Raw genomic sequence first — 15732 nt, 5'->3', positions numbered from 1 at the left:
GCTGATCACAATACCGATACTCCCGATTATTCTATTTTAAGTAGTAATTATGGCAATTCCACAGCATACGATTGATCAAATCCTCGATCGCACGGATATTGTCGAGCTGATTAATCAACGGGTCAAACTGAAAAAATCAGGACGTACCTATTCAGGCTGCTGCCCTTTTCATCAAGAAAAGACCCCATCATTTCACGTTTATCGTGACAAAGCCTATTATCATTGCTTCGGTTGCCAAGCCAATGGCAATGCCATCAAATTTTTGATGGAAATCGATAACCGCCCCTTTATTGATGTGATCAAAGACCTTGCACAACATGCAGGCATTGAGCTACCCAAAGATAATTTTTCTGCAAAATCGGCAACCTACAAACGCCAAGCCGTACCTGCTAAAGCCACACCTGCCAAAGTTGCAAAAAACACAGCACAGCCATCTGCCCAAGCTATCAATCCAAATCAGCCAAACAACGCACAAACTAACTCACAAGGCAATCAACAAAGTCATCCTCAAGGTGAGGATCAACATTCTCCACAAGCATTTGACAGCTATCCAGAAGATCAGTATTCGGATTTTCAAGATTCGAGCTTTCAAGATCAGGCTTTTGATCAATTCTCAGCTGAGGGCTTTTTTTATCCTGATGATGTGCACTTTGGCATGCCTGAAGCTGCGCAAGAAGCCAGCCTATATGACCTCTTAGAAAATGTTGCCAGCTATTATCAGCAACAACTCAAGCACGCACCACATGCACAAAATTATTTCCAAAATCGAGGTCTCAGCCAAGAGACCCAAGACAATTGGCGTTTGGGTTATGCTCCAAGCGATTGGCAACATTTAGAACACGCCTTTCCACAAGACATTGACGGCTTAAAGCTGATTGGTTTGGTGCGAGAAAGTGATCAAGGCAAACAATTTGATTTGCTTCGTGATCGTGTCATTTTCCCGATTCGTGATAGCAAAGGGCGTGTCGTGGGTTTTGGTGGTCGTGCCTTAAATGATGAAATTAAGCCCAAATACATCAATTCACCTGACTCCGAAGTGTTTCATAAAAATCAACTTTTATATGGGCTGTATGAAGGGCGCAAAGCCAAAGCAGAAAAATGGTTGATGGTCGAAGGCTATATGGATGTGATCGCCTTACACCAATCTGGCATTCACGGTGCTGTAGCAACTTTGGGTACAGCAAGTAATGCCGAACATTTAAATATGTTATTCAGGCAGAATCATAGCCTGACCCTTGCTTTTGATGGCGATAACGCAGGTCAGAAGGCGGCTTGGCGAACGCTCGAAATCGCCCTACCGCTCCTCGAAGATGGGCGTCAACTGCATTTCTTTATCCTGCCCGATCAACACGATCCTGATTCATTGATTCAAGCGATTGGACAGGAAGCCTTTTTGGAGAAACTCGAGCAAGCCCCGCTACTCTCAGATTTTCTTTACGCACAGCTCACCCAGCGTTTCGACATCACCTCACCCGAAGGTAAGGGGCAAGTCATGGGCGAACTGCGTCAGCTCAGCCAGCAACTGCCGAACGGCTCGTATAAATATCTACTGTCACAATCTTTTAAAGATCGGCTCGGTTTTGGGCGACGCGATCATCAAGCCAGTAGCAATGATTTAAATCTCAGCTTTGGTGGGATTGATCATAGTCAACTATTATTGGTGCTACTCCTGCATTTTCCAAAACTCTATTCCGAGTTTGAAACCTTGCGTGCCCTACTGCCTGAACAATCTTTGATTAAACACTTTTTGGATACTTTGGATCAGATCGAAGAACAACTTCCACAAGATGTTGAAGCCTGTCGCATGTTTGTCTTGGGCGCTTGTAGCCACCTGCATCCGCAACTTTTACCCTTGCTCAATAAAATCCAATTGTCGCAACTTGGCATGGATCATCCAGAAGATATTCATCAACATGCCGAAGATTTACATCATCGTTTACAGGTCGATTTTTTACGGAAAAAGTTAAAACAGCCTGCATCGATTAAAGAAATTCACAATCTCAAACAACAACTGAATGATGCCTATAAACGTCTCAGTAGTTCAGAGATTCGTGTGGCACTATAAATGTTCATCTCAGATTTTCTGTGCGCTTATTTTTAACCCGTTGTTTTAAATAACCATTTTAAAAAGAAACTTTTAATCAGCGGATTGCATCATTCCAATAAATGCTCGATCATGCACTTTAATCTTTTTTATTAATTTCTTTGAGCGTTCGTGCATGTTGCTCAATATCCAGTACGGTTTGATTGAGCCATTCAAAATGGGTTGGGTCTTCCGATTTTGCCGCTTCTCGAAACAATTTTGAGGGAATGTGTAGCATTTTCTTGGTGAGGCGGTAGGACATCGCTTCTAACAATGCCTCAGGTTCAGCACCGTGTTTGAGTTGTTCAAGGGCAAATTCAAGCTCAGCTTGACGCTGTTGCTCCGCCACTTCACGATAATGGTGAATCTCACGTCCTGCTTGGTGAATCTTTTCATTGACCACAAATTGTGAGGCGAGTTGCGAGACCATTACTTCGGCATCGAGCGCTGCTTGGCGACGTTGCACCATATTTTCATCAATGACCGCTTGCAGATCATCAACACCGTATAGATACACGCCATCGAGCTTATTGACCTTATCCTCAATATCACGAGGAACCGCCAAATCCACCATCAGCATGGGCTGATATTTTCGCTGTTTTAGGGCTTTTTTCACATCATCATAATGAATCACTTGATGCAAACTGCCCGTACAACTCGACACCACATCGGCACGATGTAATTGCGTTGCCAATTGATCAAACTCAACCACTTCCACCGACACACGAGCGCCGATTTCCTGCGCCAGATTTTCTGCACGTTGTCGGGTGCGGTTGCAGATAATGATCTTTGCCACACCCATTTCTGCCAAATGCTTTGCGACTAAGCTGTTCATCTCGCCTGCTGCCACAATCAATACGGTCAGCGCTGAGACATGACTAAAGACTTGTGAGGCAAGCTGTGCCACAGCATAGCCCATCGAAATCGCATGTTCACCGACGGCTGTTTCGGTACGAACACGTTTCGCTGCATAGAAGGCAAATTCAAATAAGCGATTAAGGTTACTCGACACCACATCATTGTCTTTGGCAAGTTGTAGTGCCGATTTGACCTGCCCGAGAATTTGTGGTTCACCGAGCATCAACGAATCCAAACCGCCCGCAACCCGCATCAAATGAGTCATGGCTTGTACATCTTCATAACGATATACATGTTGTAACAGCGCCGACACCTCAAAACCATTAGACTGCGCTAACCAGTTCAATACTTGGTCAGGTTGCTCAGTGATGGCATAGACTTCGGTTCGATTGCACGTTGAAACCACAACAAGATCATTTAAATTCGCTTGATTTTGGTTCTGAGCAAAGAGCGCACGCAAGCGTTCAGCATTGAATGCGATCTTTTCTCGCATCTGCACGGAAGCTGTATGGTGATTGACGCCGATTGCAACAAAATTCATAGCACTTCTTCAATCAGCAAAGTTGTGATAAAAAGATAGACATAGATGAAATAAACCATGACCCAAAATGTGGACTTAATGCGAGACAAATTAGCGCAAAAAGACTCGTCGCAAACACGCCAAGCGCAAGAAAAACCTGAACAAGGAAAGTGGCGACGCTTAGCAAAAAAGCATTCTATCACATTCCTGATTTTGGGAAGTATAGCCTATGCATCCTATTCTTGGGCGGAAAACAAAGCCAATCAGCCACAACTTGATCTAAAAACAGCCGACACCCCATCAAATCAAACACAAACGGATGCTTCTGAAGCAAGTATTCCTCAAACCAGCACCACTGAAACGAATGCAACAGCCTCGTTGGCCGCGGATGCTAACCAAAGTGCCAGCGTAGAGCTTTCAAGACAAAGCAATCGCTTTGATAGCAACAATGTGATTTTACCTGTTTTTGTCGCAGAATTTGCACTGAGCCAAGATCAGGTTGAAGAATCTTTAAGCACCTATCAATCTTTGGTGGATGAATATAATCAACCGATGATTAACGAGCGTGCGCTGGACTTGGCACTCAAGGCCAATGATATTCCACGGGCATTGTATATTGCCAAAATTTGGGTGGAGCGCTATCCAGAAGATACACCAGCATTGTTTTATTTGGCGCATTTATCGTTACGTGCCCATCAATACGAGCTGGCGGCAAAAACACTGGATCGTATCCTCCAGCTTGATTCCAATGCCAATATTGAGGGCATTTTGGCAGGGATTTATCCTGAATCACCTGAAGCTCGTCAGGAGTTGCTGGGTGCCCTCAGCCTGATTGAGAAAAATAATAATCCATCAATTTTGGTGATGATCGCAGGTTTGGAAGCAGAAAATCAGCAATATCCTGCCGCTTTACAAAAGGTCAATCTTGCCTTAAAACAGCGTCCACGTGTACCCAGCTTTATCATTCTCAAAGCCAAGCTATATCTTGCCTCAGACCAAGAGGCTCGTGCCATGCGCTGGCTATCATGGAAAAGTTTTTTTCAGGACAATCCAGATGTTGACCTCTATCAGATTCAGCATTTATTAAAAAACAATCAAACCAAAAAAGCCTTGCGTAAACTGCGCCGTACTGCCCGCAAATATCCAGACAACGAACAATTGCAGTTTTTAGCAGGGATTACCAGCATTGACGCCAAGCAATATCAGGATGCTGAACATTATCTCAAGCGATTGCAAAACTCAGCGCAATATCAAGATCAGGCGAATTATTATTTGGCGGTCGGTGCAGAGCGTAACCAACACATTGATGACGCCATTGCGCTATACAAGGCGGTCGACGGCAACCTCTACCCAGTAGCACGCAAAAACTTGGTGAGCCTATATCTGAAACAAAATCAATCCACTGAAGCGATACAACTGCTCACCCAAGAACGGGTCAGCCATCCAAGTCAGTCGAGTTTTTTGTATCAACTACAAGCACAAACCTTACAAAGTATTGGTAATACAGATCAAGCATTGATGGTTTTGGATGAAGCATTGCAACAAGATCCTGACGATGCAGAGTTGATTTATAGTCAAGTGCTGTTGCTCGATCCAGCGAAAGACCGAGATCAGTTGGACAATGCTTTAAACAAACTCTTAGAAATTGAGCCAAATAGCCCAACCTTCTTAAATGCCTATGCCTACACCCTCGCCCAGCAAAATCGCAAACTGGACTTGGCACGACGTTATGCAGAGCAAGCCTTAGTCTATGCACCGCAACAAGCCTCGATTTTGGATACACTCGGTTACGTGGCATATTTACAAAGCGATTATGATGTGGCGGTACAAGCCTTGGCGCAGGCGTATCAACTAGCGCCGAGTCTGGGCATCGGCATACGTTATGCAAAAGCGCTGTATATTCATGGTAATATCGATCGTTTTCAACAAATCTATCAAGAGCTAAAAGTCAGCTATCCGAATGCCAACGAACTCCAGCAATTACAGCAGATGCTTGCCCCGCAAAGCGCAACGCCAGTGACAGAAGCACCAACACCCGAAATACAATCGACCTAAATGCGAGCACAGCACATCCACCATCCTGAATTTACCACTCAGAATTAAAGATCATCAATTTATGCTTTTGAATTGGCAACCAGAAGTCATGATCAAAACACTTTACTGCAACCACATTGAACGACATGAGCGATTTTCCATGATGAATAAACACCTTAGCACACTACTTCTCTCCTTAAGCCTCACTGGATTGATCGGTTGCCAAAGTATCAAAACCGCACCAAATATCACAGGCAATAGTCAAGTACCTGCTGCACAGCAATTTAAAATCACAGGCAAAATCGGGGTTCGCACACCCAAGCAAAATGGCTCGGCATTTTATGGTTGGACGCAAGTCGGTGAACAATTCGCAATCGACTTAACAGGCGCACTTGGTATTGGACAGACGTCGATTCGTGGAAAATCAGGGGATGTGACACTGACCAGCAGTAAAACAGGCACCCTCAAAGCCCAAACACCTGAGGAATTACTATTTAAAGCCACAGGTTGGCAAGCGCCGATTACCCACTTGATTTCTTGGGTCAATGGTCAAGCGGTGACCGCATCAGCCAAAACCGAAAAAGATGCTCAAGGTCGCAACATCGCCATTCAAGAAGGCGGATGGTCTGCCACGCTCAACTATGAAAATGAGGCTACAAAATATCCAAACAAACTGAATTTGATTGATGATACCAAACAAAATCGTGTCACATTAACCATTCAAAGTCGCGAATAAATTGAATGTGAGCATACAACACGTGAACAATCCGAACGTGAACAGCACCAATATAAACCATTCCATGTTGAACACAGCCAACCCGACCCTCTGCGTACCCTCACCTGCCAAGTTGAATCTGTTTTTACATATCACTGGGCAACGTGAGAATGGCTATCATGAGTTGCAAACTATTTTTCAACTCATTGATTTACATGATGATCTTTATTTTCAAGTCAATCAAAGTGATGCGATTACGCTCAGTGATGGCAATGCGGTCGATGTGGCAATAGAAAAAAATCTGATCTATCGTGCCGCTCAAGCGATTAAACCCTTTGCTCAGCTACAAAATGCAGGCTGTGAAATCCGTTTGGATAAACGTATTCCGATGGGTGCGGGACTTGGCGGTGGCTCATCCAATGCAGCAACTACCTTATTAATTTTAAATGAATTATGGCAATGTCAATTGACTGAAAATCAACTGATCGAGCTTGGTACATCGCTCGGTGCAGATGTGCCGATTTTTATCGTCGGAAAAAATGCGTGGGCAGAAGGCATCGGTGAAATCATTACACCGCTCGACACATTGCCGTGCAAACAGTATGTGATCATTAAACCTGACTGTTTTATCAGCACTCAAGCGCTATTTTCTGAAAAAACATTGACAAGAAATACAAAGCCCTCTAAATTTGCCGCCTATCAACAGAATACATCACTGTTCGGGAATAACTTCGAGTCATTGGCTCGATCGCTATACCCAGAAGTTGAAACGGCTTTTCAGTATTTAAATCAATACGGTCAAGCACGGTTAACAGGAACAGGTGCTTGTGTTTTTCTTGAGCTCGCTGATGATGTCAGTACAGAGCAGATTGATGCAAAAGACATTGCAAGACATGCCCCTTATCAGGCATATATTGCACATGGAATCAATCATTCACCTGTATTTGATTATATTCAACGTGATTCAAGAGATTCTGACTGATCGAAAGAATTAGGGGCGTCGCCAAGTGGTAAGGCAGCGGGTTTTGATCTCGCCATCCGTTGGTTCGAATCCAGCCGCCCCTGCCATTTTCTCGATTATTCAGACACATGATTCTGATTGATAACTTATGTGTTAGGGGCGTCGCCAAGTGGTAAGGCAGCGGGTTTTGATCTCGCCATCCGTTGGTTCGAATCCAGCCGCCCCTGCCATTTCTTTTGATCCTTGCAAAATCATTCAGTATTTTCAAGTGATCGATACAACGCATAAGCCGATAAGCACTGCGAATCTGGAATTGACAAATTGATGATTTCGCTATAAAGTGCACACGCATTAGGGGCGTCGCCAAGTGGTAAGGCAGCGGGTTTTGATCTCGCCATCCGTTGGTTCGAATCCAGCCGCCCCTGCCATTATTTATATTCCTTATCCAGCCAAACACATTAAGGGTGCTACATGCCCAATCTTGTCGTTTTTAGTGGAAATGCGCATCCACAATTCGCCCATAAAGTTGTTAGCCATCTCCATATTCCGCTAGGCTCTGCTTCAGTCAGCAACTTTTCTGATGGGGAAATCTCAGTCGAAATCACGGAAAATGTCCGTGGTAAAGATGTCTTTATCGTTCAGCCTACCTGTGCCCCAACCAATGATAACCTGATGGAAATCTTGGTGATGGCAGATGCATTGCGTCGCTCAAGTGCTGGTCGTATCACCGCTGTGATTCCTTATTTCGGTTATGCACGCCAAGACCGTCGTCCACGTTCTGCTCGTGTGCCGATCACGGCGAAGGTCGTCGCAGATATGCTCACCACCGTCGGTATTGACCGTGTGGTGATGATCGACTTGCATGCCGATCAGATTCAAGGCTTCTTCGATATTCCTGTCGATAACATCTATGGTACGCCTGCTTTACTTGCTGACCTACGTCAACAGCAATATCACAATCTGATGGTGGTATCACCTGACGTGGGTGGTGTGGTGCGTGCACGTGCGGTCGCCAAGCAAATGGGTGATATTGATCTGGCGATCATTGACAAACGCCGTCAAAAAGCCAATGAATCACAAGTGATGCACTTGATTGGTGATGTCAAAGACCGTGACTGTGTTATCGTAGATGATATGGTCGATACGGCGGGTACATTGTGCAAAGCTGCTGATGCACTGAAACAGTTTGGCGCACGCCGTGTTGTGGCTTATGCAACGCATCCTGTTTTATCAGGTAAGGCACTGGATAATCTGAAAAATTCTGTGATCGATGAATTGGTTGTCACCGATACTATTCCATTATCACCAGAGATTCTAGCACTGCCAAATATTCGTCAAGTTTCGGTGTCTTCAATGGTGGCTGAAACCATTCGACGCATCAATAATGAAGAATCTATTAGCGCAATGTTCGATAGTTATATATAATACTGCGCTTTCGAGCCCGATGAGTTTCGATTCATCGGGTTTTTTATCGTTGAATTGGTCGCAAATTCAACATGTCTTTCACTTTTTGAGGATATCTCAATGAGCAATTTTGTATTAAATGCAAACGCACGTGACACTGCACATGAAGGGAAAGGTGCGAGCCGCCGCCTTCGTCGTGAAGAAAAAGTTCCTGCAATCATCTACGGTGCTGGCAAAGAGCCTGTGTCAATTACTTTGGCACTTCGTGAAGTGGTTAAAGCGATTGAAAGCGAAGCATTCTTCTCTTCTATCGTAACCATCAAAGTTGATGGTAAAGATGAGCAAGTGATTATCAAAGCGATGCAACGTCATCCTGCGAAAAACACCCCGATGCATGCAGACTTCCTACGTGTGAAAGCGGGCGAAGCGTTAACTGTAAATGTACCTTTACACTTCGAAAACCAAGAAACTGCTGTAGGCGTTAAAGCTGGCGGTATGTTGATGGTGAACTTGAACGAAGTTGAAGTAAAAACTTTACCGCGTAACCTTCCTGAGTCAATCACTGTTGACGTTCAAGAATTGGCTATCGGTGACGTGGTTCACTTGTCAGATCTCAAACTTCCAGAAGGCGTGACTATTCCTGCGCTTGAGCAAGGCGAAGGTCATGACCAAGCTGTTGCGTCAATCACTGAAGTTCGTGTAACAGCAGAAGACGTTGAAGCTGAAGCAGCTGAGGCTGAAGTTGCTGAAGAGCAATCAGAAGAAGCTGAACAAGCTGCTGACGACGCTGAAGCGAAAAAAGACGAGTAATCGCCTGATGAGTGATCGTGAAACCTCGCTATCGCTCATTGTCGGTTTGGGCAATCCCGGTTCGGAATATGCCCAAACCCGACACAATGCTGGTTTTTGGTATGTGGAACGTCTCGCTGAGCGCTACAACATCCCACTGAAAAATGACAGCAAATACCACGCCATCTCTGGACGTGGCACTATCGAAGGACATGACGTTCGTTTACTCCTTCCCCTCACCTATATGAATCGATCTGGTCAAAGTGTGGTTCCCTTTGCCAAGTTTTATCAGATAGCGACTCAGCAAATTTTGATTGCACATGACGAACTGGATATGAATCCAGGGGTGATTCGCCTTAAAAATGGTGGCGGTCATGGTGGTCATAATGGCTTAAAAGATATTGTCCCGCACATTGGCGCAGATTTCCTACGTTTGCGTATTGGTATTGGACACCCCGGCAGTAAAGAACGTGTTTCTGGTCATGTGCTGAGTAAAGCACCGAGTTCAGAACAACAACTGATGGATCAAGCGATTGATCATGCTTTGGCACAGTCTAAAGCACTGATTCAAGGGCAAGTACAGCCAGCCATGAATGCAATAAACGCCTTTAAACCTGCTTAATATTTAATCAAAATGTGAAATCGGCTTGTATTCTCCTTGTAAAAATTGCAAAATGCACAACTTAAAGAATATGAGCTCATGATTGTTCTGATCATGACATCTTGTTGAGGAGCACTCCCATGCAATCCCGCTTATTAAAATGCAAAATCCACCGTGCAATCGTCACTCAAGCCGAGCTGCATTATGAGGGATCTTGCGCAATTGATGGCGCATTGATGGATTTGGCTGGCATCCGTGAATACGAAGAAATTCACGTTTGGAATGTCACCAATGGCAAACGTTTTGCAACTTATGCAATCCGTGGCGAAGACAATTCTGGCATTATCTCTGTCAATGGTGGCGCAGCGCATCAGGCAGATGTCGGCGATATTATTATTATTGCGACCTTTGGCAACTTTGATGAAGCCGAAGCCAATCGACATCAACCTCGCTTAGTCTATGCCAACCCAGACAATACCGTCAGCCACACTGCCAACTGCATTCCTGTACAAGTTGCTTAGACTCAGATTTACAACTAAATTTCTAAAGAAGCATCCGACGGGATGCTTTTTTATTGCTGATATTAATTGTGCTTCTCCTTGCTTTCATTCACATAATGTCATTAGAATAGTGCCATCTTCAGGGCGAGGTGTAATTCCTCACCGGTGGTAAATTGCAATTGCAAAAGCCCACGAGCGACATGATATTCATGAAGCAGATTTGGTGTAAATCCAAAGCCGACGGTATAGTCCGGATGAAAGAAGACCATATCACTGTGATCTGTCCAGATCGCAGTATTAGCCTATTTTTCTATGTCCTGAAATGTTTCTGCGTATTTTTTAAATGACGAGAGCGTTTCATATGTCTACTTTATTTGCTGCAGAGTTATTCGTCTCTGCCCTCCCACCATCCGCACAACGTATCCAGCAAGCGTTGCTTGATTTACAAGCAGGCAAGCCCATCCTTGTCATGGATGATTTTGATCGTGAAAATGAAGCCGATTTGATTGTCGCTGCTGAGACTTTAACCACGGCGACAATGGCACAAATGATTCGAGATGGTTCAGGCATTGTCTGCTTATGCCTGACCGAGCAGTTAGCTGACCATCTTGAGCTAACACCAATGGTGACGAATAACTCGAGTGCCTATCAAACTGCATTTACCATCACCATTGAAGCCAAACATGGTGTGACCACAGGCGTCTCTGCTGCCGATCGTGTGACGACGATACACACCGCCGTGCGCCAAGGTGCAGTTGCTGATGATCTGAATCGACCTGGGCATGTTTTCCCCTTGCGTGCGCGTGATGGTGGTGTACTTACCCGCCGAGGGCATACCGAAGCCAGTGTGGATTTGGCACGTTTGTCGGGGCTGACACCTGCTGGTGTGCTGGTTGAGCTGACCAATGCCGATGGCTCGATGGCAAAAGGCATTCAGGTCTTAGCCTATGCAGAAACACATCAGCTAACCGTACTGACTATCGAAGACATCGTGGCATATCGTCAGCAAAATCAGTGTTAATCCCAAGCTCTACAACTTTTTAAAATTTATAATGTTCAATGCCTTGCTACATCATTTGTGCAAGGCATTTTTACACCTGTGCCTAGATCATTCCTCAACTTTTTTACTTTTGAATCGATTCGAGATTGAGCGCATCCCGAATGATGAAAAAGATATCAGTCTGATCAAGTAAACCGTTAATATTCGCCGCGCGAGGCCCAATCGCTGCAGTACGCACTTGCACGCCTGTATGCGCTTGGCTATCTCCAGTTTCCGTGGCATAGTTCACTGCCATGACTGATTGATCAATTGGCGTTTTCAGGGCAACGGTTAAGCCAGGACTATTGGCTTTGATCGGAATGATCTGACTGGTGTGTGCATGATCGCCTGTGACAATGATCAAGGTATCGCCATGCTGTTTTGCAAACTCCAGTCCAACTTGAATGGCTTCATCCAGTTGTTTGGTTTCACCAATCTGACCACAGGCATTGGCTTTATGATTTTGTTTATCAATCGAGCCACTTTCTACTTGCAAGAAGAAGCCCTTTGGGTGGCTGGACAATAATGACAATGCCTTTGCCGTCATCTCTTTGAGTAATGGCGTGCCTGCAACAAATTCAGGATTCTCCTGACAAGATACCGCAGGTTTCTGATTACCGCCCAAAGTCGATTTTGGTCCTGACCAAATCACAGGTAAATTTCCCTGCGCAAATACACCGATCACAGGCTGTTGCTGGCTGACCGCATCAATCGCTTGTAATTGATTTAAATTATTGACCATGCGAAAACCCCTTGCCTTGGCTTGTTGCAATAAGGTTTGTCCTTGATATTGCCCTGCTGTGGCAGTTGCTGCAAAGTACTGCGCACCACCACCTAAGGTAATATCCGCATGATTTTTGAGTAATTGTTCTGTAATCGAGCCAAGACCGCCATTTTGTACAGTCTCCGTTGGACACAGCTCTGCTGTTTTGGCAGGGGTATAGCATTTGCGTGCAGAAATATGCGCATACAATGATGCGGGGGTTGCATCTTGGATTTCAGTGGTAGTGACATTGCCCGTTGCCAAACCATTGGCTTTCGCCAGCTCGAGTAAAGACTGGTGCACCTTGCCATGTCGATCAAGCCCCAATGCGCCATTATAGGCTTTGGTGCCTGTCGCCCATGCTGAGGCTGATGCGGCAGAATCAGTCACATAATTGACCTTGCCATCACGATCGATCGAATAGGTGGTATAGCTACCTGTAAAAGGCAATACATCGATGCCTTTGAGATAACCTGATGCGCCGACCAAATAATTGCGTGCGATGGTAATTTCAGAGTCGCTGGTGCCATCACCAATGAACAAAATCACATTTTTGGCATGTGCATCATCGATTGATGCCTTCAAGATGGCACTGTGCTCTTGATTCAAACGGCGTGCCCCACCAAAGGCATCAGGTTGTCCTTTGGCTTGGGGTGTGATCAATGTACTTTGTAGCGATGCGGATGTACTTACAGGCTGATGGCTACATGCGCTTAGGCTGACCAACATGGCTGTCATGATCATCGTCGTGAGTTTTTTTGTAGTCATTATCGGAAGAATTTTTTTTGCGGGAGTTTGCATCAGTGTCACCTCAATATTTGCTAGACAATCAACTGCGCTCAACTTAATTTAGCGAGATGACTGAATCATGACAAAATCAGGCAATGCTCAATTTTTACGCTGAGCTGATTTGACACAGAGCTGTTGTCAGTGATGCCAATGTATAAATTTCAATCCGTTCATCTAACCCAAACTCTAACCCGAGTATCTATGCTGAAGTTTAGTCTGGATCAAAATCATTGACATTTTGATGGATAAAATTGGCACGAAGCCATGCCACTTCATAGCTGGCTTGCGCTAAGTTTAATACCCGTGCTTCAAACAACTTCCATGTCGCTTTAATCTGAGAGGCATCGATCCCTAAACCGCTTTCCTCTGCAAAATGAATATTTTTTTCACACAACTTCAGCGCATGATAGAGCTTACGCCCAAGACTGGCATTGGGCATCAGTCGTATCCGTTTATGGCTCAAGAAATGTTCTATTTTGATCAACTGATGTTGTGGTAATAGTGGCACCAAGATTTGATCGAGCTGGGCATCGAGCCGTGTCCAAACCGCTTGTTTTTCTTCATTATTATATCGATTCCAATGAATCACTTCATGGTTAAAACGGCGACAGCCACGACAGACACTATCACCAAACACGGTCGAACAGCGTCCTGCACACGGAGTGAGAACAAGTGGGGTTTGTGCTTTGATGATCAGGCTCGACATAATATTTTGCTCAATTAACCCCTATTTTCTTTAAGGGATTATCGCTTTCTGAGTAGGATTCCGTTAGAATACCGCACCATCAAATTTTATCAACTAGATTGGAGTATTCATCCCATGAACGCTACTGTAGAGCAGCTTGCACCTGTCGCAGAGCCAGCATCAAATACCGTTTGGGTTGTTGCCGCACTGTACCAATTTCGTCAAGTTCAAAATCCTGCCGAGTTACGTGAGCGTCTGCTCAGTTTGGTTCAACGCATCAATCTTTGTGGCACACTCATTGTTGCTGATGAAGGGATTAATGGCACCATCGCAGGTGATCGTGATGCAATCGATCAAGTGCATCAATTCTTGCTCAATGAAGGCTTTAATGGCTTGGAATATAAAGAATCGCTAAGCCAAGACAAACCATTTCGCAAGATGAAAATCAAACTTAAAAAAGAAATTGTCACCCTCGGTGTGGACGTCAAGCCACGTGACTTGGTTGGACATTATCTCAATCCACAAGAATGGAACGAGATGATCAGCCGTGATGATGTGATTCTGATTGACACACGCAACGATTACGAATTCCAAGCGGGTACGTTCAAAGGGGCAATCGACCCAAAAACAGAAACATTTCGTGAATTTCCAGAATACGTCAAACAGCAACTCGCTGAACACAAAGACAAAAAAGTCGCCATGTTCTGTACAGGTGGCATCCGCTGTGAAAAATCTACATCACTGCTTCTGCAAGAAGGCTTTGAAGAAGTCTATCACCTCAAAGGCGGTATCTTAAAATACCTCGAAGAAATGCCTGCTGAGCAAAGTTTGTGGCAAGGTGAATGTTTTGTCTTTGATGGACGTACAGCAATCACACACGGACTTGAAGAAGGTCAAAATGAAAAATGTCATGCTTGTGGTTGGTCAGTCACGCCAGAAGAACGTGCCCTACCAAGCTATGAGCATGGTGTGTCTTGCTTGCACTGTATCGATAAAACCAGCGATATGAAAAAAGCCAGCTTCCGTATGCGCCAATCACAAATCGTGGCAGCAAAACGCAAACGTCTATAATCAATATCCTAAGCGCTCATTAATGTTCTGAGTGCTTTTATAAAAATATCCATCAAGCCACTACGCATGTCGTGGCTTTTTTATTGACATTAAAAGTGCTAGTCTCAAAGACGATTTCAATATAGCGAAAAAGAATAGTCGGATTATGGATACTGCATTTTGGCATCGCCGTTGGCAAAAGCAAGAGATTGGATTTCACCGTTCTGAAGTCAATCCTTTACTGACCAACTATTTCCCTACACTTAAGCTCACGCCACCTGCACGAATATTTGTGCCGTTGTGTGGTAAAACTGTGGACATTCACTGGTTATTACATCAAGGCTATTCGGTCTGCGGCGCCGAGCTGTCTGAGCTTGCCATTCAACAGCTTTTTGAAGCGCTGAATATTCAACCACAGATTGAATCTATAGCAGGGTTTAAACATTACTCTGCACAGCACATCGACATTTTTGTCGGCGATATTTTCCAGCTCAGTGCCGAGATGCTCGGTCAGGTCGATGCGGTCTATGATCGAGCGGCTTTGGTTGCACTCCCAGAGCAGATGCGTGCGGACTACGCCAAACAGGTTATCGCACTGACTCAATCGGCGCCACAACTGCTGATTCATTATGAATATGACCAAACATTGATGGATGGCCCGCCCTTCTCAGTCCATGAAAGTGAACTGATGCAACTGTATGCGCACTTTGATCAGAAACAATGTCTACAGAATGAATTACTTCAAAATGACCGACTCAATAGCCGAATTGGCAATGATGCAGATATTTTAGAGAAAGTTTGGCTGTTTAAAACCGAATAAACGCTTTAGCACAAACACGACACCACATAAGTACGCATTGATTCTGATTAAATTATTCCTACAAAAAGGGCAAGAATTGAGCTTGCTGTGCATAGAAATTCATCACTATACTCAAATCATC

General features: G+C 44.6%; 14 protein-coding genes, 3 tRNA genes and 1 riboswitch. Of the genes, 14 read left to right on the top strand and 3 right to left on the bottom strand.

The genetic code is table 11. The features are described from left to right. Positions 1–49 precede the first annotated feature (49 nt). The gene (locus tag BLQ60_RS12460) at positions 50–2065 is read left to right on the top strand and encodes a DNA primase (RefSeq protein ID WP_092621078.1); all 2016 of its coding nucleotides are present in this window, start codon (positions 50–52) and stop codon (positions 2063–2065) included. Between the two features lie 118 nt (positions 2066–2183). Here the strand turns inward: BLQ60_RS12460 and hemA are convergent, their stop codons facing one another. Then, positions 2184–3482, bottom strand: coding sequence for a glutamyl-tRNA reductase (gene hemA / locus BLQ60_RS12455; protein WP_092621075.1), 1299 nt, complete (start codon positions 3480–3482; stop codon positions 2184–2186). A 57-nt stretch (positions 3483–3539) separates the two neighbouring features. On the opposite strand from hemA, the gene BLQ60_RS12450 reads away from it, so the two are divergent. The 11 genes from BLQ60_RS12450 to ribB all read left to right on the top strand — a co-directional run bounded on the left by BLQ60_RS12450 (position 3540) and on the right by ribB (position 11486). Next, positions 3540–5516, top strand: a complete 1977-nt coding sequence (locus BLQ60_RS12450) for a tetratricopeptide repeat protein (protein ID WP_092621072.1) — start codon at positions 3540–3542, stop codon at positions 5514–5516. 139 nt (positions 5517–5655) lie between these two features. After that, entirely contained in the window at positions 5656–6231 is a 576-nt protein-coding gene (lolB, locus tag BLQ60_RS12445; RefSeq protein WP_244516042.1) for a lipoprotein insertase outer membrane protein LolB, read from the top strand. Between the two features lie 64 nt (positions 6232–6295). Continuing rightward, positions 6296–7192, top strand: coding sequence for a 4-(cytidine 5'-diphospho)-2-C-methyl-D-erythritol kinase (gene ispE / locus BLQ60_RS12440; RefSeq protein WP_092621069.1), 897 nt, complete (start codon positions 6296–6298; stop codon positions 7190–7192). A gap of 11 nt (positions 7193–7203) precedes the next feature. After that, a tRNA-Gln gene (locus BLQ60_RS12435) sits at positions 7204–7278 on the top strand. A gap of 48 nt (positions 7279–7326) precedes the next feature. After that, positions 7327–7401 (top strand) — tRNA-Gln (locus BLQ60_RS12430). A gap of 123 nt (positions 7402–7524) precedes the next feature. Continuing rightward, positions 7525–7599, top strand: a tRNA-Gln gene (locus BLQ60_RS12425). Between the two features lie 43 nt (positions 7600–7642). After that, positions 7643–8596: a ribose-phosphate pyrophosphokinase gene (locus BLQ60_RS12420; RefSeq protein WP_092621066.1), complete on the top strand. Its 954-nt coding sequence runs from the start codon at positions 7643–7645 to the stop codon at positions 8594–8596. Positions 8597–8695: 99 nt separating this feature from the next. Continuing rightward, positions 8696–9385, top strand: coding sequence for a 50S ribosomal protein L25/general stress protein Ctc (locus BLQ60_RS12415; protein ID WP_092621063.1), 690 nt, complete (start codon positions 8696–8698; stop codon positions 9383–9385). A gap of 7 nt (positions 9386–9392) precedes the next feature. Further along, positions 9393–9986, top strand: a complete 594-nt coding sequence (gene pth / locus BLQ60_RS12410; protein ID WP_092621060.1) for an aminoacyl-tRNA hydrolase — start codon at positions 9393–9395, stop codon at positions 9984–9986. A gap of 119 nt (positions 9987–10105) precedes the next feature. Continuing rightward, the gene (gene panD / locus BLQ60_RS12405) at positions 10106–10486 is read left to right on the top strand and encodes an aspartate 1-decarboxylase (protein ID WP_092621057.1); all 381 of its coding nucleotides are present in this window, start codon (positions 10106–10108) and stop codon (positions 10484–10486) included. A 110-nt stretch (positions 10487–10596) separates the two neighbouring features. Beyond that, positions 10597–10735: riboswitch (FMN riboswitch) on the top strand. A gap of 91 nt (positions 10736–10826) precedes the next feature. Then, the gene (gene ribB / locus BLQ60_RS12400) at positions 10827–11486 is read left to right on the top strand and encodes a 3,4-dihydroxy-2-butanone-4-phosphate synthase (protein WP_092621054.1); all 660 of its coding nucleotides are present in this window, start codon (positions 10827–10829) and stop codon (positions 11484–11486) included. Between the two features lie 103 nt (positions 11487–11589). On the opposite strand, the gene phoA is transcribed toward ribB, so the two are convergent. Continuing rightward, positions 11590–13068, bottom strand: coding sequence for an alkaline phosphatase (phoA, locus tag BLQ60_RS12395; protein ID WP_244516041.1), 1479 nt, complete (start codon positions 13066–13068; stop codon positions 11590–11592). Positions 13069–13267: 199 nt separating this feature from the next. Next, a complete protein-coding gene (locus BLQ60_RS12390; protein ID WP_092621048.1) occupies positions 13268–13762 on the bottom strand; it encodes a DUF1289 domain-containing protein in 495 nt (164 codons plus the stop codon). A gap of 114 nt (positions 13763–13876) precedes the next feature. Between BLQ60_RS12390 and trhO the strand changes: the two genes are divergently transcribed. Next, positions 13877–14812 carry an oxygen-dependent tRNA uridine(34) hydroxylase TrhO gene (gene trhO / locus BLQ60_RS12385; protein WP_092621045.1) on the top strand — a complete coding sequence of 312 codons (936 nt, stop codon included), beginning with the start codon at positions 13877–13879 and terminating at the stop codon, positions 14810–14812. Positions 14813–14957: 145 nt separating this feature from the next. Continuing rightward, complete coding sequence (gene tmpT / locus BLQ60_RS12380) at positions 14958–15611, top strand: thiopurine S-methyltransferase (protein WP_092621042.1); 654 nt, start codon at positions 14958–14960, stop codon at positions 15609–15611. Positions 15612–15732: the final 121 nt, after the last annotated feature.

It is taken from the genome of Acinetobacter marinus, assembly GCF_900096915.1.
Classification (GTDB): Bacteria; Pseudomonadota; Gammaproteobacteria; order Pseudomonadales; family Moraxellaceae; genus Acinetobacter; species Acinetobacter marinus.
The sequence above is the reverse complement of the archived record's forward strand: the minus strand, read 5'-3'. Positions and strand labels throughout refer to the sequence as shown.